Genomic DNA, 22,581 nt, shown 5'->3' with positions numbered 1-22,581 from the left:
GGGGACGCACGTGCCCGGGAGGACGCCTGCGGTGCGGCGCGATGCGGGCGGTGGCCTCGGTCAGCGGAAGTCGCGCGACGGCGGGGCTGCGGCGTCGATCGGCTCGATCATGTCGGCCATCATGGTCACCACCCCCTGCGAGTGCTGCAGGATGCCGCGCACCTTGAGCGCCGCCGAGTGCCTGGCGATGCTGCGGTAGCGCTTCCACAGCCCGACCGAGCAGAGCACGTTGAGCATGCCCGTCTCGTCCTCGATGTTCATGAACGTGACGCCCTGCGCCGTCTGCGGCCGCTGCCGATGCGTGACGATGCCAGCCGCCCATCGCCGTCTGCCTGGCTCGAGGTCGGTGAGGCTCGCGATCGGCACGACGCCGTCGGCCTCGAGCGCCGCGCGCACGTGACGCACGGGGTGGTCGTCGGGGCTCACGCCCGTCGCCCAGATGTCGAGCGCCGTCTGCTCGGCGTCGGACAGGATCGGCAGCAGCGGCGGCTGCACCGTGACCGACGTGCCGACGAGCTGATCCTCGCGCTCCGTCGACGCGGGTGCGGCGAGCCACAGCGCCTCGCGCCGTTCGAGCCCGAGGCTCTGGAACGCGCCGGCGGTCGCGAGCGACTCGAGCTGCCTGCGGTCGAGTCGCGCGCGCCTCGCGACGTCGTCGATGCCCGTGAACGGTGCCTCGTCGCGAGCGGTGACGATGCGCTCGGCGTCGTCGGCGCTCACGTGGTTGACGCTCGACAGGCCCAGCCGCACCGCGAATCCCTCGTCGCGCCGGTGCCTGCGATGGTCGTTGGGCCCCACCTGCCACGGCACGGGCGGCTGATGCGGGGCGAGGCACGCGTCGTCGCCCGTGCCGTGACGCTCGCCGTGCCGCTCGAGGTCGGCGATGGCCGCCGAGCGCACGATGTCGGGCGGGAGCACGTCGACGCCGTGCCTGCGCGCGTCGGAGCTCAGCGTCTGCCCCGACCAGAAGCCCATGGGCTGCGCGCGCAGCAACCCAGCGAGGAACGCGGCGGGATGGTGCAGCTTGAGCCACGACGAGGCGTAGACGAGCTTGCCGAACGCCAGCGAGTGCGACTCGGCGAAGCCGAATCCGGCGAAGGCCTCGATCTTGCGCCAGATGCTCTCGGCGAGGTCGCCGACGATGCCGTTCGCCCGCATGCCCTCGAAGAGTCGGTCGCGCAGCTGCGCGACGCGCTCCTTGCTGCGCTTCGACGCGATCGAGCGTCGCAGCTCGTCGGCCGCCGCGGCGTCGAAGTCGCCGACGAGCACGGCGATCTGCATGAGCTGCTCCTGGAACAGCGGCACGCCGAGGGTGCGCCGCAAGGCGTCCTCGAGCAGCGGATGCGGGTAGGTCACGGGCTCCTGCCCCGTGCGCCTGCGCAGGTACGGGTGCACGGCGTCGCCCTGGATGGGCCCGGGCCTGATGAGCGCGATCTCGATGACGAGGTCGTAGAACGAGCGCGGCTTGAGGCGCGGCAGCGTCGCGAGCTGCGCACGCGACTCGACCTGGAAGACGCCGACGGCATCGGCTGCGCAGAGCATGTCGTAGACGCCGGGCTCCTCGGCGGGGATCGTCGGCAGCGTCCACCGCTCGCCGAGATGCTCGGCCGCGATGTCCATCGTGTGCTGCATGGCGCCGAGCATGCCGAGCCCCAGCAGGTCGAACTTCACGAGCCCCATCCACTCGCAGTCGTCCTTGTCCCACTGCAGCACCGTGCGCCCCTCCATGCGCGCGGGCTCGATGGGGCTCACGTGGCCGACGGGCTCCTTCGTGAGCACCATGCCGCCGGAGTGGATGCCGAGGTGGCGCGGCGAGTGCATGAAGTCGTCGGCGAGCGCCAGCACGGGCTCGGGGATGCCCTCGGTGCCGTCGACCGAGGGTGCGCTCCACCCCTCGACGCGCTTCGACCACGCGTTCTGCTGCCCGACGGCGTAGCCGAGCGCCTTCGCGGCGTCGCGCACCGCCGACTTGGGCCGGTACGTGATGACGTTCGCGACCTGCGCGGCGTTGCGGCGGCCGTAGCGCTCGTAGACGTGTTGGATGACCTCCTCGCGGCGCGCGGCGTCGAAGTCGATGTCGATGTCGGGCTCCTCGGTGCGGATCATCGAGATGAACCGCTCGAACGGCAGGTCGTAGAGGATCGGGTCGACTGCCGTGATGCCGAGGATGAAGCACACGGCGCTCGCCACCGCCGAGCCGCGACCCTGGCAGAGGATGCCGTTCGCGTGGGCGAAGTCGGCGATCTCGCTGACGATGAGGAAGTAGCCGGCGAAGCCCTTGTCGTCGATGAGCCGCAGCTCGTGGGCGAGCCGCGCGTCGACCTTGCGCTGGTCGATCGCGGCGTCGCCGGGCGGGTAGACGCGATCGCGTCGCTCGGCGACGAGCTGCCGCAGCCACGACATCTGCGTGTGGCCGCTCGGCACCTCGGTGTCCGGCAGGCGGGGGCTCGCGGCACGCAGGCTGAAGGAGAGCTCGCGGCCGATCTCCGCCGCGCGGCGGACGACGCCGTCGAACTGCCGGAACCGCCACTGCATCTCGGCGCCGGAGCGCAACCTCGGCACGCCGCCAGCCGGCAGCCAGCCGTCGAGCTCGTCGATGCTGCGGCGGGCTCGCACGGCCGCCATCGCATCGCCGAGCAGCTGCTGCCTCGGGCTCGCGACGTGCGCGTTCGTCGTGGCGACGACCGGCAGCCCGCGGCGCTCGGCGAGGGTCGCGAGCGCCTGGTTGCGCTCGCCGTCGTCCGGCTGCCCGAGGTCGGTGAGCTCGACCATGACGCCGTCGCGGCCGAAGAGCGACACGAGCCGATCGAGCTCGACGCCTGCGGCATCGGCACCCTCGCGCTCGAGCGCGCGGCGCACGGCGCCCTTGCGGCATCCCGTCGACACGAGCCACTCGCCCGCGCGCTCGGCGACCTGCTCGAGCTGCAGGATGGGTCGGCCCTTCTCGCCGCCTGCGAGGTAGCCGTCGGTGAGGGTCGCGGCGAGCCTGCGATACCCCTCCGGGCTGCGGGCGAGCACGAGCAGGTGGTCGCCCACCGGGTCGGCGACGCCCTGCTGCGGCTCGGGCAGCTCGAGGCTCAGCTCGGCGCCGAACACCGTGCGCAGCCCGACGTGGTCGGCGGCCTCGGCGAAGCGCACGGCGCCGTAGAGGCCGTCGTGGTCGACGAGGGCGAGGGCCTCGAGGCCGAGGGCCGTCGCCTCGGTGACGAGCTGCGCGGGGCTCGAGGCGCCGTCGAGGAACGAGTAGTGCGAGTGCGCATGCAGCTCGGCATAGGGCACCGTCTCGTCCGGCGCGGGCCGCGACCGACGCTCGCGCTGCTCCGGGTTCGGCGTGAGCGAGGGCGCCTCGGTGGCGCGGCCGTCGAGGATCGCCTCGAGCTCGCTCCACGGCATCGGCGGATTGCGCCAGCCCATGTCGACCCTCCTCTCGAGCGCGGATGCGGTCGCATCCGTCGGTCGCGCATCGGGCCGGCCTCCACGATGGTGCGCTGCGACGATACGCCGGAGTCGAACATATGTTCGACCTCCGACGTGAACTCGCCTCAAGGTGCGGTGGAGGGTTCGCGAACCCGTGCCGACCGGGCACTCGATGCAGTCGAACGGGCAGGAGATGCGCTGCGAGTGGCGAGATCGCAGCATCGACTGCCCACTGTCAGCCACATGAGGAGAGACGACGGGATGCGGCGGGACGCGACGGCGGGGCCGCGGCGGCGCGCCTCGCGAACCGTGTCGGTGGTCGCTGCGAACCTCATCCCATGACCGAACGCCACGACGAGCACGAGCTCCAGCTCTGCGAGAGCGCATGGTGCACGGCCGCGTTCGAGGCCCACGAGGGCTTCGGCGGCCGGTGCCCCGCATGCCTCGCGGTCGCCGACGAGCACCACTCCTACGGCCACGCCGACGCCGTCGCCGACTGCCTCGAGTGCGACCGCATCCCCAGCCTCGGCGTCGCGCGCTCGCGCATGCGCATCGCGAGCGCCGCCTAGGCGTCGCGCCGCCGGCAGCGCCCATCCGCCGCCGCCGCCACCGCACGCGGCCGTGCGTCTCGGCTCACTAGTCTGAGGAGCGATCGACGGGCGGGGAGGACATGCACGACGAGGCCATCCCCGCGGCAGCCGCACGCTCGCTCAGCCGTGCTCGCATCGGCTCCGGGCTCTACGCGCAGGTCGTCGAGACCCTCGGCCAGCAGATCGTCGACGGCGAGCTGCCCATCGGCTCGATCCTGCTCGTCGACGGGCTCTGCGAACGCTTCGGCGTCTCCCGCTCCGTCGTGCGCGAGGCCGTGCGCACGCTCGGCTCCATGGGTCTCGTCGCCCCGCGACCGCAGGTCGGCACGCGCGTGCAACCCGCTGCGGAGTGGGATCTGCTGAACCCCCACATCGTGCGCTGGCGCAGTCGTGGCGCCACGGCGCTCGAGCAGCTGCGCGAGCTGCTCGAGCTGCGGCTCGGCCTCGAGCCCGTCGCCGCGCGGCTCGCCGCGAGCCGCATGCCGCGAGGCGCCGCCGATCGGCTCGTCGCCTGCATCGCCGGCATGGAGGCGGCGCACGCGGCAGGCGACGCCCACCGCTACTTCGCGCTCGACGTCGAGTTCCACGCGCTCCTCCTCGAGGGCTCCGGCAACGGCGTCATGGCGAGGCTCGCCGAGGCCGTCGGCATCACGATCGCCGCACGCAGCCGCGATCCACGCCCTGGCATGGCAGGCATCCGCGCGTCGTCGATCGCCGACCACCGGGCGCTCGCCGAGGCGATCGCGAGGCGCGACGCAGACGGCGCCGAGGCGCTCGCCCGCGTCGTCGTGCGCGACACCCTCGCCGAGATCGACGACATCCGCACGCAGCCCACCGCCTGACGACGGCCGCCGCGCCGCATCGGCCCATAGGCAGCGCGCCCGTACCGCCCTCCCGCGTCCGCGTGCCCCCGCGTCCGCGTGCCCCCGCGTCCGCGTGCCCCCGCGTCCTGGCGCTCCCGCGTCCGCGTGCTGCGGCATCTGCGTGCCGTGCCGTCCGCGGCGATCCACTGCCGCATGCACCTCGGGCCGCGCGATTCACCGACGCACCCGTTGCAATAAGTATGACGAGTATGAGTCAATGGATGCCGGACAGCGACGTACCGACCTGAGGAGCCCCGCGTGACCATCGAATCCGCTCGACTGCTGGACTGGACGACGAGCCTCCTCGCCTCCTGGGGCTTCTCCCCCGACGATGCGACCTACGTCGCGACGGGCCTCGTCGACGCGAACCTGCGCGGCGTCGACTCCCACGGCGTCATCCGACTGCCCGCCTACCGGGCGCGCATCGACGCCGGGCTCGTCTCGCCGACCGCGTCGCCCGTCGTCGAGACGCGTGGCGCCGTCGTGCGCGTCGACGCGGCCGGCGCGCAGGGCCAGCTCGCCGCACGCGCCGCCGTCGACGCGGTGGATGCGGCTGCCACGGCCCACGGCGTCGGCACGGCCGTCGTGCGCGGCAGCGCGCACTTCGGCACGGCGGGCACCTACGCGCGCGCCCTCGCAGCGCGCGGCAAGGTCGCGATGATCGTGTCGAACTCCGAGCCCGGCGTCGTGCCGTTCGGCGGTCGCGACGCACTGCTGGGCACGAATCCGTTCGCGTTCGCGGCACCGACGAGCGGCGACCCCGTGAGCCTCGACATGGCGACGAGCACGAGCGCGATGGGCAAGGTCTTCGTGGCACGCGACGCCGGCACCCCCATCCCCGACACGTGGGGCGTCGACGCCGACGGCAACCCCACGACCGATCCGCACGCCGTCACGGCGCTGCTGCCAGCCGGCGGGCCCAAGGGCTACGGCATCGGCTTCCTCGTCGAGATCCTCGGCGGGGTGCTGTCGGGCGCGGCGGTCGCGAGCGGCATCGGCAACATGTACTCCGACTTCTCGAAGCCGCAGGACGTCGGGCACTGGATGCTCGCGCTCGACGCGGAGGCGTTCATGCCGCTCGAGGAGCTGCGGCAGCGCATGGACGCGCTCGTCGCCGAGGCGCACGCCGTCGCCCCCGCACCCGGCTTCGACGAGGTGCTCGTGCCCGGCGAGCCCGAGGAGCGCACGCGCGTGCGCCGCCTCGCAGACGGCATCGACCTGCCGGACGCGACCGTCGACGACCTCGTCGCGCTCGGCGAGCGCTTCGAGGTGCCGTTCGAGCGCATCGCGCGATGACGCCCCTCGCGCACGCCGTCGACGACTGACCGACGCACCGCATCAGCACTGGCAAAGGAGCCGACCATGACCGAGACCGCACCGTCGCGCGCCGGCGACACCATCGTCGAGGGCGACCCGTACGTCCTCGACCCGTCGAAGATCAAGGATCCGCCGAAGGGATGGCGCGCGAGCGCGCGCCTGCTCGGCCCGGGCATGATCACGAGCGCCGCGATCGTCGGCAGCGGCGAGCTCATCACCGCCACGACCCTCGGGGCGCAGGTGGGCTTCATGCTGCTGTGGCTCGTCTTCGTGTCGACGTTCGTCAAGGTGGCCGTGCAGATCGAGCTCGCGCGCTGGACGATCTCGACGGGCAAGCCCGCCCTCTTCGGCTACGACCTGGTGCCGCCGCGCGTGTTCAAGCGCGGCTGGATCTCGTACCTGTCGGTGCTGATGGTGCTGCAGTTCGTCACGAGCCAGGCGGGCGTCATCGCGACGAGCGGCCTCGCGCTCTCGATCCTCATGCCCGTGCTCGGGCCACCCGCCAGCGCCGCATCCATCGGCTTCTGGGTCGCGCTGCTCGTGGTCGCCGCCGTCGCGATCCACATCGCGAACCGCTACTCGATCGTCGAGCGCGTCTCCACCGTGCTCGTCGTGCTCGTGACCGCCGCCGCCGTCGTGCTCGTGTTCGGCATCCAGGCGACGCCGTTCGCTTGGGACGGCGGGGACGTCGCATCCGGCCTCTCCTTCCAGCTCGCGCTCGGCGCCGTCGGCGTCGCGATCTCGATGTTCGGCCTCACGGGCGTCGGCGCAGGCGAGGTGACGAGCTACTCGTTCTGGTGCGTCGAGAAGGGCTACGCCGCCTGGACCGGACCGAACGACGGCTCGGAGGCGTGGGTGCGGCGCGCGCGGGGCTGGATCGGCGTCATGAAGATGGATGCGTGGGTCGCGTGGGTCGTGTACACGATCTCGACCGCCGCGTTCTACGTGCTCGGCGCCGCGGTGCTGCACCCGCAGGGTCTCGTGCCCGAGGGCAGCGAGGTGCTCACGACGATCTCGCGCATCTTCTCCGACACCCTCGGCCCGTGGGCGGGCGTCGCCTTCCTCGTGTTCGCCGCCATCACGCTCTACAAGACGATCCTCGCGAACGTGCCCAGCCTGTCGCGACTCACGGTCGCGGCGTTCGCGATCTTCTGCGCCTTCGACTGGAGCGACGCGCGCAAGCGCGCCCGTTGGCTGCGGATCATGATGATCGTGATGCCCGTGCTGTGGGGCGTGCTGGGCGTCGTGGTGAACGCGCCGCTCGCGCTCATCCTCATCGGCGGCACGCTCAACGCGTTCTACCTGATCGCGGTGGCCATCGCGACGGCGTACCTGTCGTTCACGCAGACCGACCGCCGCATCAAGGACGGCAAGGTGACGGCCGCCTACCTCGTGGTGTCGGCGATCGCGATCGTCGCGGTCGGCGTCTTCGGGCTCGTCAACCTGTTCTGATCGCTCGCGACGCCCCGCCGCTCGGATGGGTGGCGGGGCGTCGGCGTCAGTCGTACCGCCCCTCCGCCCGCCAGCCGGCGGCGTCGCCCAGCAGCACCCACGCATCCCCCGCACCGTCGACGACCTGGATGCGCGCGAGCGACTCCACATGCGATCCGGCGCGCATGCGCAGCGGCCACGGCCCCGCCCACGCCGCCACGCGACGCCGATCGCCCGACGGCGCCCGGAACCACACGGGCGGGCGGATGCGCTCGTCGGCCTCGACCGTCGCGCCCTCGCCATCGAGCAGCACGACGGGCTGCGGCGGTCGGAACACCGTCGCAGGGCGCGGCTCGGGCAGCGACCCCGGCCACGGGCCCTCGCGCGGCTCGGCCACCGCATCGCCCCACGGCGTCAGCACGCCGCGCTCGGCGAGCAGGCGACCGCCGCCGACGCTCGCGACCACGACGCCCTCGCGGCCCAGCACCCCCTGCAGCCGCTCGATGACGCCGCGCGTGCGCTCGTCGACGCCGCGGCCACCCCACAGGCCGGGCATGTGCTCGGTGTCGCGCTCGAGGCGCTCTGGCGTGATGCGCACCTCGACGAGCGCGCTGTCGAGGCCGCTCTCGGCGAGCTGCCACCGGGCTCGGTCGACGATGTCGCGTGCCCGGAAGAACCCTGGCTTGCGCCACGTGCGCTCGCTGATGCCGCCGAGGTCGGCGCGCAGCAGGATGCGCACCTCGGCCACGACGAGGCGGCGGGATGCGAGCTCGGCGACGTATGCATCCGCCCGACCCTGCAGCGCGAACCCCAGCTCCTCGCCGCCCTCGATGCCCGGCTCGAACTCGAGTGCGAGCGCATCGGGCGGATGGTCGGAGCCGGGCTCGACACGGCGGTCGTCGAGCCCGCATGCGCGCCGCTGGTCGCGGAGCCCCTCGGCGCCGAAGCGGTCGCGGACGCTCGCCTCCGGCAGGGCGGCGAGGTCGCCGAGCGTGCGCAGTCCCAGCCGCAGCAGCATGCCTGCGAGCTCGGCATCGAGCACCGAGACCGGCACGGGAGCGAGGAACGCGCGGGATGCGCCGGGCTCGACGATGCAGACGTCGGGCACGAGGTGATCCTGCGCGGGATCTCGAGCGTCATGCGCAGCCGACGGCTCGCTGGGCGTCGGCTCGTGCCGAGCCGCATCGGAGACGGTCGCCGCACGCTCGGCGAGCTCGGCCGTGAAGCGGTCGTCGGCGACGCCGACCCGCACCCGCAGCCCCAGCGGAGCGAGGGCGTCGGCGATCGCGGCGACCGCCTCGCGCTCGCCGCCGTAGAAGCGGGCGGCGCCGCGCATCGGCAGCGCGAGCGCGCCGTCGCCGAGCCCCTGCACGCCGGGCACGACGCCCTCGACCGCTCGGATGACGTGCGCGAACGCCAGCACCTCGCCCACGGCATCCGCCTCGGCGAGCACGAGCGACGGCGCACCGGCCTGCGCGTCGCGCACGCGTTGCCCCACGCGCACGCCGGCCGCACGGGCGAGGTCGTCGCACGCGACGATGCGGTGCACGTGCGTCGTCGCCACGGGCACCCCTCCCGGCAGCTCGCCGGAGGCCCGCGCGACCTCGATCGACCAGTCGGGCACTCGCACGACGGCGATGCGCCGGCCGCTCACGACCAGCCTCCGCCTGCTGCAGCGGCCGCCCTGTGCCTGCGCTCGCCTGCGATGCGCGGGCATGGGATGCGCGAGCCGCGGATGCGCTCCCCGAGCGTGCGAGGGCCTGGCTCCGAGGAGCGCTCCGTGCGCTCGGATGCGGAAGGAGCCGCATCCGAGCGCCCGGGGCGCACCTCGGACGCCACGGGCATCCCGCCGCATCCGCCCGCGACCCGACGCAGCGAGCCGACGCCGCTCACCGCGCACCGCCGAGCTCGACGATCGCGCGCCGCGGCACGCGGTCGCCCGCCGTCACCTCGACCTCGAGGCGGGCGGTGCGGATGCGGCCGAGGCCGCGCTCGACACCACCCCACGCGGCGCCGAGCGTGCGGATGCGGCTCGCAGGCTGCGGCCAGTCGCCGAGCACGAGCAGGCACCCGTCGGCCCCGCGCACGCGTGCGGCGAGCCGGGCGGCCTCGGCGGGCGGGAGCCTCGGCGGTGCGGCGGCGAGCACGACGGGCAGCACCTCGGCGAACCCGGCGACGGCGCTCGCCCACGCCTCCCCCGGCTGCGGCACGAGCACGACGCGCTCGACGGGCACGCCCGCATCGGCCGCGGCCTCGACGCCGACGTCGGCGAGGCCGACGATCGCGCTCCACCCGCCCGCCGGGAGGGCGGCGGCGAGCATGCGCAGCGCGAGCGACCTCGAGTCGACGGCGTGCACCCCGCCGATGCGCAGCGCGGGCAGCACGCGTCGCAGCGCTGCGGGCGTCGGCAGGCCGACGACCTCGACCGCGGTCGTCTCCATGCCGCGCATGCGCGAGCGCAGCGCCTCGATCGTCGCGGCCTTGCCGCGGTCGAGGTCTGCGATCGTCACGCATCCATGATCGAACGTATGTTCGAACGCGGTCAAGCCGGTGCGGCGTGTCCGGCGTGGCGCGAGAGCGGTGATGCGTGCGGTGCGCACGGCGAGGCCACTCGATGCTCGCTGTCCCTCCGACGCAGCCACAGTGGTCGGTCGATGCTGCGTCCTGGCCGGTCTCACCGCATCTCCTGCCCACTCGGTTGCGACGAGTGACCGGTCGGAGGCCATTCGCCACCAGTCCTCGCACGCGGCAGCACCCGCGGCACGCCCGCCCGCAACCCCGCACGTCGACGCCGCGGGTCTGCCAGGCTCGACACGTGCTCCCCGATCGCGCGAGCGGCATCCAGCTGCACCTCACGTCCCTGCCGGATGGGCGTCTCGGCGCATCCGCACGCCGCTTCGTCGACTGGCTCGCCGACGCGGGCCAGACCGTATGGCAGGTGCTGCCGCTCACGGTGCCCGACGCGTTCGGGTCGCCGTACGCGTCGCCCTCGGCGTTCGCGGCCAACCCCGCGCTGCTCGAGCATCCCGACGCGCCCGTCTCGCAGGACGAGGTGCGCGACTTCGCCGAGCGACACGCGTACTGGGCGCCCTCGTGGGTCGCGCACGGCGGCGACCTCGCCGACCAGGTGCGCTTCGACCGAGAGTGGGGCGAGCTGCGCGCCTACGCGGCCGAGCGCGGCGTGCGGATCCTCGGCGACGTGCCGATCTACGTCGCGCAGGGCGGCGCCGACGAGGCGGCATGGCCCGAGTACTTCCGCTCGGATGCCGTGGCGGGCGTCCCGCCGGACGCCTACGCCGCCACCGGCCAGCTGTGGGGCAACCCGCTGTACGACTGGGATGCGCTCGCGAGCGACGGCTACCGCTGGTGGATCGAGCGGCTGCGGCGCACGTTCGACCTGTACGACCTCGTGCGCATCGACCACTTCCGCGCGTTCAGCGACTTCTGGGCGGTGCCCGCCGGCGACGCGACCGCCGAGCACGGCGTGTGGGAGCCCGGCCCGGGCCGCGCCATGTTCGACGCCGCGACCGCCGAGCTCGGCCCGCTGCCCGTCCTCGCCGAGGATCTCGGCGACATCGACCAGCCCGTCCTCGACCTGCGCGACGCACTCGGCTTCCCCGGCATGGCGGTGCTGCAGTTCGCGTTCGGCGGCGACGCCGACAGCCCGCACGAGCCCGCCAACCTCACGCGCGAGCAGGTCGTCTACACCGGCACCCACGACAACGACACGGTCGTCGGCTGGTGGTCGGGGCTGCCGAGGCAGCAGCGACGCGCTGCGCGGCGCGCGATGCGGGATGCGGGCGTCCGCTGGTCGACGCGACGTCGCGAGCCCTCGTGGGGGCTCATCGAGGTCGCGCAGCACGGCCCGAGCCGCCTCGCGATGGCGCAGGCGCAGGATGTGCTGGCCCTCGGCTCCGAGGCGCGCATGAACACGCCGGGCACGGCCTCGACGTGGGGGTGGCGGATGGATGCCGGCGCCCTCACGAGCGCGCACGCGAGCCGGCTGCGCGCCATCTCGACGGCAGCCGGCCGCGTGTGAGGTGTCGGCGATGCGAGCACTCGGCTCGCATCGCCGACACCGGATGTCACCGCTGCGCGGGCGTGCGACGACGCGCACGCAGGAGCAGCATGCCCAGCAGCATCGCCACGAGGGCGATCGCGAGGGCTGCTCCGCCGAGCTCGACGCCCGTCACCGGCAGCGAGGCCGAGGACGAGGTCGAGACGGGTGCGTCGGCCTTCGGCGACTGCGGCACGGTGCCCGCAGGAGCGTCGACGGTCGGCGCGTCGGTGCCCGGCGTGCCCGGCGTGCCCGGCGTGCCCGGCGTGCCCGGCGTGCCCGGCGTGCCCGGCGTGCCCGGCGTGCCCGGCGTACCCGGCGTGCCCGGCGTGCCCGGCGTGCCCGGCGTACCCGGCGTGCCCGGCGTCGTCGGCGTGGTCGGCGTGGTCACGACCGTGGTCGCTCCCGTCGTGGTCGCGTCACCCAGCACCGACACGGCGTTGCCGCCGATCGTGATGGGTGCGACGACGTCGAGCAGCGACGAGCCGCCCGTGAGCAGTCCGCCGTCCGTCGTCGAGCCGCCCGAGGTCGTCGACGGAGCCGTGACGGTCGTCGAGGCGCCCTCCGACACCGCGTCGCCAGCCACCGAGACGGCGTTGCCGCCGACGGTGATCGGCGCGACGATGCCGATGTCCGAGCCGATGCCCGAGAGCAGGCCCTCGTCGTCCGACGAGCCGGAGCCGGTCGCGCCGGACTCCGACGAGACCGGAGCCACGACCGAGGTCGTGGCACCCTCCGAGTGCGCATCGCCCAGCACCGACACGGCGTTGCCGCCGATCGTGACCGGAGCGGCAGCGCCGATGCCCGAGCCGATGCCAGAGAGCAGCCCCTCGTCCGAGCCCGAGCCCGCAGCCTCGGAGCCCACCGTCGTCGGAGCCGACGACTCCGTCGTGGCACCCTCCGAGTGCGCGTCGCCCAGCACCGACACCGCGTTGCCGCCGGCCGTCACCGGCACCGAGACGCCGATGCCCGACGCGATGCCCGAGAGCAGCCCGCCGTCGTCCGACGAACCCGAGCCCACAGCCTCGGAGCCCACCGTCGTCGGAGCCATCGACTCCGTCGTGGCACCCTCCGAATGAGCGTCGCCCAGCACCGACACCGCGTTGCCGCCGGCCGTCACCGGCACCGAGACGCCGATGCCCGACGCGATGCCCGAGAGCAGCCCGCCGTCGTCCGACGAGCCCGAGCCCACAGCCTCGGAGCCCACCGTCGTCGGAGCCGACGACTCCGTCGTGGCACCCTCCGAGTGCGCGTCGCCCAGCACCGACACCGCGTTGCCGCCGGCCGTCACCGGCACCGAGACGCCGATGCCCGACGCGATGCCCGAGAGCAGCCCGCCGTCATCCGACGAACCCGAGCCCGAGCCCGCGGATGCAGTTGCGTCGGCGGGTGCCGACGACTCCGTCGCGGCACCCTCCGAATGAGCGTCGCCGAGCACCGACACCGCGTTGCCCGACACCGTGACCGGCACCGAGACGAGCGCACCCGAGGCGTCGCCCGAGAGCAGCCCGCCGCCCGAGCCCGAGCCGGAGCCCGAGGTCGCCGACGCGTCGGCCGGCGCTGCGACGGTCGTCGCTGCGCCCTCCGAGTGCGCGTCGCCGAGCACCGACACCGCGTTGCCCGACACCGTGACCGGCACCGAGACGACGGCGGCGGACGAGTCGCCCGTCAGGAGCCCGCCCGAGCCGGAGTCCGCCGGGGCGGCCTGCGACGTGGACGTGGAGGCTGCTGCGACCGACGTGTCGGCACCGGTGGTGCTCGCGTCGTCGCCGCCGACCGCGTTGCCCGCGATCGTCACCGGCAGCTGGAGGTCGATGGCCGAGGTGAGGTCGGACGCGATGCCCGTTCCCTCGTCACCGATGTCGGCACTGGCGACTGCCGTGCCCGCGGCCCAGAGGCCGCCTGCGACGGCTGCGCACAGCAGCCCTCGCGTGACGTGCTTGTTCATGATGAACCCTTCTGAAGATGGATGCTCCGCCGGCTCCGGATGGAGCGGGCGCCGTGCCGCGCGAGGGCGCGGCCGGGCATCCGTCAGTCAGGGCTCGTGTCGTGGTCGCCCACCACGGAGGCGGGCACGTGGTCGTCGTCGGCGAGGGCCGCGCGCACCGCGCCCGTCGAGCCGAGGATGTCGTGGGTCGCGTCGCCGACGGTCGAGGCGGTGGCGCCGCCGACCGTGGGCGACGCCATGCCGCGCTCGTCGATCGGCGAGGGCTCGACGCCCACGCCGCCCGACGGGGCGGGCGCGAGGACGGCGAAGAGGCTCGCGACGCGATCGTCGGACTGCGCGAGGGCAGCGGAGGACGGCGCCGGCGGCGCGAGGGAGCCGGGCGCGGCCTGCGCAGCGCCCGTCGCGACGATGCGGTCGCCGAGCGCCGCATCCGACTCGAGCGCATCCGCGTCGACGAGGGGGCGATCGTCGAGCGACGCCTCCGGCAGCACGCCGACGATGGCGTCCGTGCCGTCGAGCGCGTCGTCGACGACGTCGACGACGGGGTCGATCACCGACCCCACCGGAGCCGGCGCGAGATCCTGCACGATGGGCACGGCGCCGACGACCTCGTCGAGGCGGTCGACGATCGGCGTCGTGACGGGTGCGACGACGGGCAGCGCGGCGACGATGGGCTGCGCGACGGCGACCACGGGCTGCGCGACCGTCAGGACGGGCTGCGCGAGCTGCACCGCGGGGGTCGCGACGGCCTGCACCACGGGTGCCGCCGCCTGCACGACGGGAGCCGCAACCGGCTCGACGGGGGCGGCGACCGCTGCCACGACGTCCGTCACGTCGATCGTCGCGTCGACGACCGACTGCGTCGTCGACGAGAGGATGCCGTCGAGGCTCGAGCCGTCGTCGGCCGAGGCCTGCGGTGCACCGAGGGCGAGCCCGGCGACGACGGCGCCGCCGCCGACGACGAGCGAGCCGAGCAGGAGCCGGAGCGCGCGGGAGCGGAGAGCGTTGGCTCTCGACGCATCCATGCGGCACCTCCCTCGGTAACACCGACATCACACACCCGAGACGTCTCAGGCGCAGACCCCTTGCACATGAGACGTCAGAGGCGTAGTGCGCGCGCGTTCGGAGCCGACGCCCGGATGGATGGGCACGCACGAGAGCGCCGCCTCCCGACGAGGGAGACGGCGCTCTCGAGCGTGCGGCGGGTGGGCCCGCGAGCGTCAGTCGGTGCCGGAGTCGAACGCGGCGCGCTCGCCCGCCTCGTCGAGCTGCTCGAGCTCGTCGTCGCCGAGCGACGTGCCGCGTGCGATCTGCGCGGCACCGCCCTGCTCGAGGTCGCCGACGAGACGCGCCGTCTCGCCCGTGACGAGGCCGGCGGCGGCGTACTGCTCGAGGCGCTGACGCGAGTCGGCGATGTCGAGGTTGCGCATCGTCAGCTGGCCGATGCGCTCCTCGGGGCCGAACGCGGCACCGCCGACGCGCTCCATCGAGAGCTTGTCGGGGTGGTACGACAGCGCGGGGCCCGTGGTGTCGAGGATCGTGTAGTCGTCGCCGCGGCGCAGACGCAGCGTGACGGTGCCGGTGACGGCCGACGCGACCCAGCGCACGAGCGACTCGCGCAGCATGAGCGACTGCGGGTCGAGCCAGCGGCCCTCGTACATGAGGCGCCCGAGGCGGCGCCCCTCCGAGTGGTACGTCGCGACGGTGTCCTCGTTGTGGATCGCGTTGAGCAGGCGCTCGTAGGCGGCGTGCAGCAGCGCCATGCCCGGCGCCTCGTAGATGCCGCGCGACTTCGCCTCGATGATGCGGTTCTCGATCTGGTCGGAGACGCCGATGCCGTGGCGGCCGCCGATGCGGTTCACCTCGTCGACGAGGTCGACGGGGCTCAGCTCGACGCCGTTCACCGACACGGGACGGCCGGCCTCGAAGCCGATCGTGACGTCCTCGGGCTCGATGACGACGTCGTCGCGCCACGACGCGACGCCCATGATGGGCTGCACGAGCAGCACGGAGGCGTCGAGCTGCTCGAGATCCTTCGCCTCGTGCGTCGCGCCCCAGATGTTCGCATCGGTCGAGTACGCCTTCTCGGCGGAGTCGCGGTAGCCGAAGCCGTGCTCGACGAGCCACGCCGACATCTCGGAGCGGCCACCGAGCTCCTCGACGAACTTCGCGTCGAGCCACGGCTTGTAGATGCGCAGCGCGGGGTGCGCGAGGAGGCCGTAGCGGTAGAACCGCTCGATGTCGTTGCCCTTGTAGGTCGAGCCGTCGCCCCAGATGTCGACGCCATCCTCCTTCATGGCGCGCACGAGCATCGTGCCCGTGACCGCGCGCCCGAGCGGCGTCGTGTTGAAGTAGGTCTTGCCGCCGGAGCGGATGTGGAAGGCGCCGCACTGCAGGGCGACGAAGCCCTCCTCGACGAGCATCTCGCGAGCGTCGACGAGACGCGCGGCCTCGGCGCCGTACTCGAGCGCGCGGCTGGGCACGGCGTCGATGTCGGGCTCGTCGTACTGGCCGATGTCCGCGGTGTAGGTGAAGGGGATGGCGCCGTTGTGCCGCATCCAGGCGACCGCCACGGAGGTGTCGAGCCCTCCCGAGAAGGCGATGCCGACGCGCTCGCCGACGGGCAGGGAGGAGAGGACCTTCGACATGCCCTCCAGCCTAGAGCCGCGCGGATGCGCGAGACGACGCGCGGCTCTAGGGTCGGAAGGTGGATGCGCGCTCCGAGGACCCCGCAGGATCGACCGCGGAGGGCTCGACGCTGCTGCGCGGACGCGTCGTCTCGGACGGCATGGCGACCGACTCGGCGTGGGTGCTCGTGGACGCCGGTCGCATCGTCGACGTCGGCGTCGGCGCAGCACCGCGCGCCGACCGCACGCTCGAGGGCGCCGTCGTCGCGCCGGGCTTCGTCGACCTGCACTGCCACGGTGGCGCGGGCGCCGCGTTCGACGACGGCGAGGCGGCGATCGAGCACGCGATGGCGTTCCACCGCGCGCACGGCACCACGAGGCAGCTCGCGTCGCTCGTGACGGGATCGCTCGACGCGATGGCGACGCGCGTCGCCGACGTCGCGACGGTCGCGGCGCGCGACGACCGCCTGCTCGGCGTGCACCTCGAGGGTCCGTGCATCGCCGAGGCTCGCAAGGGCGCGCACGACGCGACGCTGCTGCGCGCGCCGGATGCCGCGTCCGTCGACGCGCTCGTGGACGCCGTGGGCGCGCTGCCCGCCATGATCACGCTCGCCCCCGAGCTCGGTGGCGGCCTCGACGCCGTCGCCGCGCTGTCGGCGCGCGGCTGGCGCGTGGCGGTCGGGCACACGGATGCCGAGGTCGAGGTGGGCGCGGCGGCGTTCGACGCCGGCGCCACGATCGTGACGCACGCGTTCAACGGCATGCGCGGCCTCGACCATCGCGCGCCGGGCGTGCTGCCCGCGGCGTTCGACGACGAGCGCGTCACGATCGAGGTCATCGCGGATGCCGTGCACGTGCATCCGCGCATGGTGCGCCTGCTCTTCGACGCGGCCCCGGGTCGCGTGGCCCTCATCACCGACGCCATGGCGGCGGCGGGCCAGCCCGACGGCGACTGGATGCTCGGCTCGCTCGCCGTCACCGTGACGGATGGCGTGCCCCGGCTGCGCGAGGGCGGCTCGATCGCGGGCTCGACGCTGACGCTCGACCGCGCGGTGCGCGTCGCGGTGGGCGCGGGCGTGCCGCTCGAGACCGCGATCGACGCGGCGACGCGCGTGCCGGCGCGCGCCCTCGGCGTCGACGACCGCTTCGGCTCGATCGCACCCGGCCGCGTCGCCGACCTCGTGGTGCTCGACGAGCACCTCGAGGTGTCGGCGGTGCTCTCGCGTGGGGAGCTCGTGCAGCCGTGACGACGACAGGTCGGCGCGGTCGGTCCGCGGAGATGTCCCATGCGCCCTCCGCGCTGCCCGCGTCCGCGGATCGGCGGAGCCGAGCGCTGTCGATCGACGCGCTGCGCGGCATCGCGATCGTGCTGCTCGTCGTGCTCCACGCGACCGAGGGGCTCACCTTCCGCTTCGGCACGGCCGGGCCTGCGTGGCTCGCGCCGATCAACGAGCTCTTCATGCCCTTCCGCATGCCGACGCTCATGTTCCTGTCCGGCATGCTGCTCGGGCCGTCGCTCGCGAAGCCGCTCGGCGCCTACCTGCTGAGCAAGGTGCGCAACCTCGCCTGGCCGTACCTCATCTGGTCGACCGTGCTGCTGCTGACGGCGGGGTGGACGTTCTTCGTCGTGCACTACCTGCCCGATCCGACGTCGTGGATCGCCGTCGGCTACCTCTGGTACCTCTGGTACCTGCTCGTCTTCACCCTCGTCGCCCCGTTCGTCCGCTGGATCCCGACGTGGATCTCGGCGGCCGTCTGCCTGACGATCGCGCTCGTGCTGCCCTCGAGCGGCGGGCTCGAGGGCTACATGCACTACGGCACGCTCTTCCTGCTGGGGCACCTGTTCGCGCAGCACCGGTCGCAGGTCGATCGAGCGCTGCGGCGTCCTGCGACCATCGCCGTGCTCGCGACGCTCGGGGTCGTGCAGGGCCTGCTCGCCGTGCTCGTGAGCACGACGCTGACGCGTGAGACGTACATGCTGCCGCTGACGGTGGCCGGCATCGTGGCGTCGCTCGTGCTGCTGGAGCGCGCGGGCAGCGCGAGGTGGATGCGCCCGCTGGCCTGGATCGGCGAGCGTTCGATCGTCTTCTACCTCGTGCACTGGCCCGTGATGGTGCTCACGGGCTGGTTCGTCACGTCGCAGGGGCTCGACGCGCTGTGGTTCCCCGTGAACCTCGTCGCCGCGTTCGCCGTCGCGACGCCGCTCTCGTTCCTCGTGCACCGTCGGCCGGTGCGCTGGCTCTTCCAGGCCCCGCTGCTGGGGCGCTGGGTGCGCCGAGCCGGAGCGCCTCGCCGCGTCGACGCGACCCCAGCGGCACCGGCCGTCGCCCGCATCCCCACGCCCGGCGTCGCGCTGCCGCCCGTGCCGCCGACGCCTCCGCTGCCGACGACCGCCGTCGACCCTCGGCGCTGAGCGCTACGCGCCGGGCTGCACGATGCTGCGGTGCTCGACCGTGTACCGGTAGTACTCGGTGAGCCGCAGCTCGGATGCGGCCGCCTCGTCGACGACGATCGTGGCGCTGCGGTGCAGCTGCAGCACGGAGCCCGGCCACATCGACGACACGGGGCCCTCGACGATCTCGGCGATCGCGCGCGCCTTCGACGCACCCTGCGCCACGAGCAGCGCACGCTTGGCGTCGAGGATCGTGCCGAGCCCCTGCGTGAGGCAGTGCATCGGCACCTGGTCGAGGCTGTCGAAGAAGCGCGCGTTCGCCTCGCGCGTCGCCGGTGCGAGCGTCTTGACGCGCGTGCGCGACGACAGCGACGACGTGGGCTCGTTGAAGCCGATGTGGCCGTTGCCGCCGATGCCGAGCAGCTGCAGGTCGACGCCGCCCGCGGCGGCGATCTGCGCCTCGTAGTCGGCTGCCGCGGCGTCGAGGTCGTCGGCGAGACCGTCGGGCACGCGCACGCGGGAGGCGTCGAGCCCGAGCGGCTGCACGACCTCGCGGTCGACGACCGCGTGGTACGACTCGGGGTGGTCGTGCGCGATGCCGACGTACTCGTCGAGCGCGAACGCCGACACGCGCGACAGGTCGAGGCCCGCGTCGCGGCGCGCGGCGAGCGCGCGGTACGTCTCGAGCGGGCTCGACCCGGTGGCGACGCCGAGCACCGCCTCCGGCTTCGCCGACACGACCTCGGCGATCCGACCTGCTGCGAAGGCGCCGACCTCGGCCGGCCCCGCGACGATCACGACTTCCACGCGCTGCTCCCCAGGATCGCGGCCCCGACGGCGGCCGGCTGGCTGCCTGCTGGGACCATGTGCACCCTCGACGGTATCGCCAACGCGGCGAGGAAGGGCGACGTCGCCGCCCATGCCGAGAGCCGCGCGCGCACGCCGTCGAGCAGCGGCGCCCCGAGCCCGCGCATGCCGCCGCCGATCGCGATGGTGCCGACGTCGAGGGTGAGCACGAGCATGCGGATGCCGTGGGCGAGCGCGTCGACGACGACGTCCCACTCGGCCGCCGCCGCGGCATCCCCTGCGCGTGCGGCCTCGAGCATGCGCGCCGCGGGCCACGGCTCGCCCCACCGCTCCGCGAGCGCCCAGCCGGCGGCGACGGTCTCGAGGCATCCGGTCTGGCCGCATCGGCAGACGCCGGTCGCGCCGGGCACGGGCACGTGCCCGATCTCGCCTGCGACGCCGCTCGCCCCGCGCCACACGGCGCCGTCGAGCTCGACGCCCGCCGCGATGCCCGTGCCGAGCCCGAGGTAGGCGAATGCGTCGCTGCCGCGGTCGTGCAGCAGGTGCCGCGCGCCCGCGACGGCGGCCTTGACGTCGTTCTCGACGAGCACGCGCGCGCCGAGCCGTGCACCGACGGCGGCGCCCACGTCGAAGGCGCCGAGCCCGAGGTGCACGGCGTCGCGGATGCTCGATCGGTCGGCGCCGACGACGCCGGGGATGCCGAGGCCGACGCCCCCGAGGTCGCCGACGGTCGCGCCCACGTCGCGCAGCACGGGCAGCGCGGCGGCGAGCACCGAGTCGACCACCGCCTCGCCGTGCTCGGTGGCCACCTGGTGCTGCCCCACCACGACGCCGCGGTCGTCGAGCAGCACCGCGGCGGTCTTCGTGCCGCCGACGTCGATGCCGAGCCGCATCACGCGCGCTCGATCCAGCGGCGCAGCGCCTCGCCGACCGCCCGGCTCGCGCCGAACGTCGCGACGTCGGCGAGCTCGCCCGCCGACCAGCCGAGGTCGACGACGAGCGCGTCGTGGCGCTCGCGCAGCCCCTCGACGGTCGCGCGGGACTCGTCGCCGCGCTCGAGGTCCTTGCCGAGCAGGAGCACGGGTCCGGGCTCGAGCGTCGGCACGGCACCGGGCTCGACGACGACGGATGCGGCGAACGGATCCCACGGCACGGCGCCCGCGGCGATGTTCGCGGCGCGCTCGATGCGCACGGTCGTCGCGGTGCGGCGGTCGCCGCGCACGCGGCCGAGCCACGCGCTGCCCGCGTCGGTCACGGAGAACGTGGCGGCGATGCGTCCCAGCTCGTCGTCGACGACGTCGCCGAGCTCGTCGAGCGGCAGCGGCGCGGGCGAGGCGGCGGCGAGCGCGTGCACGCGGCGCCCGGCGTCGCGCACGCGCTCCTCGGGCAGCCTGCCGTCGGCGACGGCGGCGAGCACGGCGGCCTCGATCGCATCCATGCCCTGCGGGCCGGTGGCGGTGCCGAGGCACAGCAGGTCGCAGCCCGCCGCGAGCGCGCGGACCGCGGCCTCGGGGATGCCCGTCTCCCCCGACGCGCCCGCCATGTCGAGCGCATCCGACACGATGACGCCCTCGAACCCGAGCTCGCCGCGCAGGAGTCCCTGCAGGATGCGGCTCGAGAGCGTCGCGGGCACGGCGTCGAGCGCGGGCAGCACGATGTGGCTCGTCATGATCGTCGCGGCGCCCGCGGCGATCGCGGCGCGGAACGGTGCGAGCTCGCGCGCGTGCAGCACGTCGATCGGCGCGTGCACGACGGGGAGGCCGAGGTGCGAGTCGACGGCGGTGTCGCCGTGGCCCGGGAAGTGCTTCGCGCTCGTCGCGACGCCCGTCGACTGCACGCCCCGCGTCCACGCCGCGACGTGCTCGGCCGCGAGCGCGGCCTCCGCCCCGAACGAGCGCACGCCGATGACCGGGTTGCGGGAGTCGACGTTGACGTCGGCGACCGGCCCGAACGTGAGCGTGCAGCCCGCGGCGCGCACGTCGCGACCGACGCGCTCCCCCACCGTGCGCGTCCACGCGACGTCGTCCGCGCGACCCAGCACCGCGGGGCCCGGGTACGGGGCGCCCGTCGCGTAGTGGATGCGCGTGACGTCGCCGCCCTCCTCGTCGATCGCGACGACGGCGCTCGGCCGCACGGCGCGCACCGCATCCGCCAGCGCGCGCACCGTCGCCGCGTCGGGCGCGTTCTCGCCGTAGAGGCACACCGACGCGAGCCCGTCGGCCAGCCGATCCGCGACCCACGCGGGAAGCGTCGTGCCTGCGAACCCGGGCATGAGCACGGCCCGCACGTCGTGCAGCAGCGACCCGCTCATCCCTTCACCGCCCCGCTCACGAGGCCGCTCGTCATGCGGCCCTGCACGACGAGGAAGAAGATGACGACGGGCAGCGCCATGAGGGTCGAGCCGGCCATGATCGCCGCCCAGTTCGTCGTGCCGTTCAACGCGAGGAACGTGCGCAGCCACACGGGCAGCGTCATGAGCATCGGGTCGGTGTTGACGATGAGGGCGATGAGGAACTCGTTCCACGCCTGGATGAACGCGAAGACGCCCGTCGCGACGAGCCCCGGCGCCAGCAGCGGGAGCGTGACGCGCAGGAAGGCGCCGACGCGCGAGCAGCCGTCGATCATCGCCGCCTCCTCGAGCTCGATGGGCACGCCGTCGACGAAGCCGCGCAGCGTCCAGATCGTGAACGGCAGCACCGTCGCGCTGTACACGAGGATGAGCGCCAGCACGGTGTTCAGCAGCTGCCAGCCGTCGAGCACGCGGTACAGCGACACCATCATCGCCTCGAGCGGCAGCATCTGGATCGCGAGGATCGCCACGATGAAGCCGCGGCGGCTGCGGAAGCGGAACCGCGAGATCGCGACGGCGGCGAGGAAGGCGAGCACCGCGGCGACGACGACCGTCACGAGCGTCACGACGAGCGACGTGCCAAGCGCGGGCAGGAAGGGCGTGCGGCCCGGGTCGAGCAGCACGGTCTCGTAGTTGCGCAGCGTCCACGTCTCGGGCCACAGCTGCAGCTCGGGCGTGCGCACCTCGTCGTTCGGCTGGAAGGAGGTCTTCACCATCCAGTACACGGGGAAGACGGCGCACAGGAACACGACGACGGAGACGGCGCACCACAGCACCGTCAT

General features: G+C 74.0%; 17 protein-coding genes. 7 read left to right on the top strand and 10 right to left on the bottom strand.

Translation table 11 applies throughout. The features are described 5' to 3' along the window. Positions 1-60: 60 nt before the first annotated feature. On the bottom strand, positions 61-3,414 hold the full coding sequence (locus ACFQPP_RS12330) for an error-prone DNA polymerase (RefSeq protein ID WP_376916937.1): 3,354 nt from the start codon (positions 3,412-3,414) through the stop codon (positions 61-63). Positions 3,415-3,755: 341 nt separating this feature from the next. Between ACFQPP_RS12330 and ACFQPP_RS12325 the strand changes: the two genes are divergently transcribed. From ACFQPP_RS12325 to ACFQPP_RS12310, 4 genes are all read left to right on the top strand, one after another. Further along, positions 3,756-3,986 carry a hypothetical protein gene (locus tag ACFQPP_RS12325; RefSeq protein WP_376916936.1) on the top strand — a complete coding sequence of 77 codons (231 nt, stop codon included), beginning with the start codon at positions 3,756-3,758 and terminating at the stop codon, positions 3,984-3,986. A 101-nt stretch (positions 3,987-4,087) separates the two neighbouring features. Beyond that, positions 4,088-4,849, top strand: a complete 762-nt coding sequence (locus ACFQPP_RS12320) for a FadR/GntR family transcriptional regulator (RefSeq protein WP_376916935.1) — start codon at positions 4,088-4,090, stop codon at positions 4,847-4,849. Positions 4,850-5,128: 279 nt separating this feature from the next. Next, positions 5,129-6,166, top strand: a complete 1,038-nt coding sequence (locus tag ACFQPP_RS12315; RefSeq protein ID WP_376916934.1) for an Ldh family oxidoreductase — start codon at positions 5,129-5,131, stop codon at positions 6,164-6,166. A gap of 66 nt (positions 6,167-6,232) precedes the next feature. After that, a complete protein-coding gene (locus ACFQPP_RS12310) occupies positions 6,233-7,639 on the top strand; it encodes an Nramp family divalent metal transporter (RefSeq protein WP_376916933.1) in 1,407 nt (468 codons plus the stop codon). Positions 7,640-7,685: 46 nt separating this feature from the next. Here ACFQPP_RS12310 and ACFQPP_RS12305 read toward each other — a convergent pair whose 3' ends face one another. Beyond that, positions 7,686-9,272: a Y-family DNA polymerase gene (locus ACFQPP_RS12305; protein WP_376916932.1), complete on the bottom strand. Its 1,587-nt coding sequence runs from the start codon at positions 9,270-9,272 to the stop codon at positions 7,686-7,688. A gap of 235 nt (positions 9,273-9,507) precedes the next feature. Further along, on the bottom strand, positions 9,508-10,128 hold the full coding sequence (locus tag ACFQPP_RS12300; protein ID WP_376916931.1) for a hypothetical protein: 621 nt from the start codon (positions 10,126-10,128) through the stop codon (positions 9,508-9,510). A gap of 305 nt (positions 10,129-10,433) precedes the next feature. Here ACFQPP_RS12300 and ACFQPP_RS12295 point away from each other — a divergent pair, with 305 nt between their 5' ends. Continuing rightward, positions 10,434-11,657, top strand: a complete 1,224-nt coding sequence (locus ACFQPP_RS12295; RefSeq protein ID WP_376916930.1) for a 4-alpha-glucanotransferase — start codon at positions 10,434-10,436, stop codon at positions 11,655-11,657. 46 nt (positions 11,658-11,703) lie between these two features. On the opposite strand, the gene ACFQPP_RS12290 is transcribed toward ACFQPP_RS12295, so the two are convergent. The 3 genes from ACFQPP_RS12290 to argG all read right to left on the bottom strand — a co-directional run bounded on the left by ACFQPP_RS12290 (position 11,704) and on the right by argG (position 16,271). After that, a complete protein-coding gene (locus ACFQPP_RS12290) occupies positions 11,704-13,623 on the bottom strand; it encodes a beta strand repeat-containing protein (RefSeq protein ID WP_376916929.1) in 1,920 nt (639 codons plus the stop codon). Positions 13,624-13,706: 83 nt separating this feature from the next. Next, positions 13,707-14,648, bottom strand: coding sequence for a hypothetical protein (locus ACFQPP_RS12285; RefSeq protein ID WP_376916928.1), 942 nt, complete (start codon positions 14,646-14,648; stop codon positions 13,707-13,709). A gap of 195 nt (positions 14,649-14,843) precedes the next feature. Beyond that, positions 14,844-16,271, bottom strand: coding sequence for an argininosuccinate synthase (gene argG / locus ACFQPP_RS12280; protein ID WP_376916927.1), 1,428 nt, complete (start codon positions 16,269-16,271; stop codon positions 14,844-14,846). Between the two features lie 59 nt (positions 16,272-16,330). Between argG and nagA the strand changes: the two genes are divergently transcribed. Then, positions 16,331-17,497: an N-acetylglucosamine-6-phosphate deacetylase gene (nagA, locus tag ACFQPP_RS12275; protein WP_376916926.1), complete on the top strand. Its 1,167-nt coding sequence runs from the start codon at positions 16,331-16,333 to the stop codon at positions 17,495-17,497. A 32-nt stretch (positions 17,498-17,529) separates the two neighbouring features. Continuing rightward, a complete protein-coding gene (locus tag ACFQPP_RS12270; protein WP_376916925.1) occupies positions 17,530-18,663 on the top strand; it encodes an acyltransferase family protein in 1,134 nt (377 codons plus the stop codon). A 3-nt stretch (positions 18,664-18,666) separates the two neighbouring features. Here the strand turns inward: ACFQPP_RS12270 and nagB are convergent, their stop codons facing one another. The 4 genes from nagB to ACFQPP_RS12250 are packed head-to-tail and all read right to left on the bottom strand — an operon-like array spanning position 18,667 to position 22,581. Then, on the bottom strand, positions 18,667-19,449 hold the full coding sequence (gene nagB, locus ACFQPP_RS12265) for a glucosamine-6-phosphate deaminase (protein WP_376916924.1): 783 nt from the start codon (positions 19,447-19,449) through the stop codon (positions 18,667-18,669). Further along, positions 19,437-20,342, bottom strand: a complete 906-nt coding sequence (locus tag ACFQPP_RS12260; RefSeq protein ID WP_376916923.1) for an ROK family protein — start codon at positions 20,340-20,342, stop codon at positions 19,437-19,439. Before ACFQPP_RS12260 ends, nagB begins: the two co-directional genes overlap by 13 nt. Beyond that, positions 20,342-21,760, bottom strand: coding sequence for a glycoside hydrolase family 3 N-terminal domain-containing protein (locus ACFQPP_RS12255; RefSeq protein WP_376916922.1), 1,419 nt, complete (start codon positions 21,758-21,760; stop codon positions 20,342-20,344). Before ACFQPP_RS12255 ends, ACFQPP_RS12260 begins: the two co-directional genes overlap by 1 nt. Continuing rightward, a complete protein-coding gene (locus tag ACFQPP_RS12250) occupies positions 21,757-22,581 on the bottom strand; it encodes a carbohydrate ABC transporter permease (RefSeq protein WP_376917330.1) in 825 nt (274 codons plus the stop codon). The genes ACFQPP_RS12255 and ACFQPP_RS12250 overlap by 4 nt, the downstream gene beginning before the upstream one ends.

Source organism: Agrococcus sp. GCM10030265 (assembly GCF_042666675.1).
Taxonomy (GTDB): domain Bacteria; phylum Actinomycetota; class Actinomycetes; order Actinomycetales; family Microbacteriaceae; genus Agrococcus.
Note: the sequence above shows the minus strand (reverse complement) of the source record. Positions and strands in the feature narration are given on the sequence as shown.

Excerpts from the sequence above, each read along its gene's own strand:
- ACFQPP_RS12270 (WP_376916925.1), top strand. The coding sequence starts at position 17,530 with ATGTCCCATGCGCCCTCCGCGCTGCCCGCGTCCGCGGATCGGCGGAGC.
- ACFQPP_RS12255 (WP_376916922.1), bottom strand. The coding sequence starts at position 21,760 with ATGAGCGGGTCGCTGCTGCACGACGTGCGGGCCGTGCTCATGCCCGGG.
- ACFQPP_RS12260 (WP_376916923.1), bottom strand. The coding sequence starts at position 20,342 with ATGCGGCTCGGCATCGACGTCGGCGGCACGAAGACCGCCGCGGTGCTG.
- argG (WP_376916927.1), bottom strand. The coding sequence starts at position 16,271 with ATGTCGAAGGTCCTCTCCTCCCTGCCCGTCGGCGAGCGCGTCGGCATC.
- ACFQPP_RS12325 (WP_376916936.1), top strand. The coding sequence starts at position 3,756 with ATGACCGAACGCCACGACGAGCACGAGCTCCAGCTCTGCGAGAGCGCA.
- ACFQPP_RS12285 (WP_376916928.1), bottom strand. The coding sequence starts at position 14,648 with ATGGATGCGTCGAGAGCCAACGCTCTCCGCTCCCGCGCGCTCCGGCTC.
- ACFQPP_RS12250 (WP_376917330.1), bottom strand. The coding sequence starts at position 22,581 with ATGACGGTGCTGTGGTGCGCCGTCTCCGTCGTCGTGTTCCTGTGCGCC.
- ACFQPP_RS12320 (WP_376916935.1), top strand. The coding sequence starts at position 4,088 with ATGCACGACGAGGCCATCCCCGCGGCAGCCGCACGCTCGCTCAGCCGT.
- ACFQPP_RS12290 (WP_376916929.1), bottom strand. The coding sequence starts at position 13,623 with ATGAACAAGCACGTCACGCGAGGGCTGCTGTGCGCAGCCGTCGCAGGC.
- ACFQPP_RS12310 (WP_376916933.1), top strand. The coding sequence starts at position 6,233 with ATGACCGAGACCGCACCGTCGCGCGCCGGCGACACCATCGTCGAGGGC.
- ACFQPP_RS12330 (WP_376916937.1), bottom strand. The coding sequence starts at position 3,414 with ATGGGCTGGCGCAATCCGCCGATGCCGTGGAGCGAGCTCGAGGCGATC.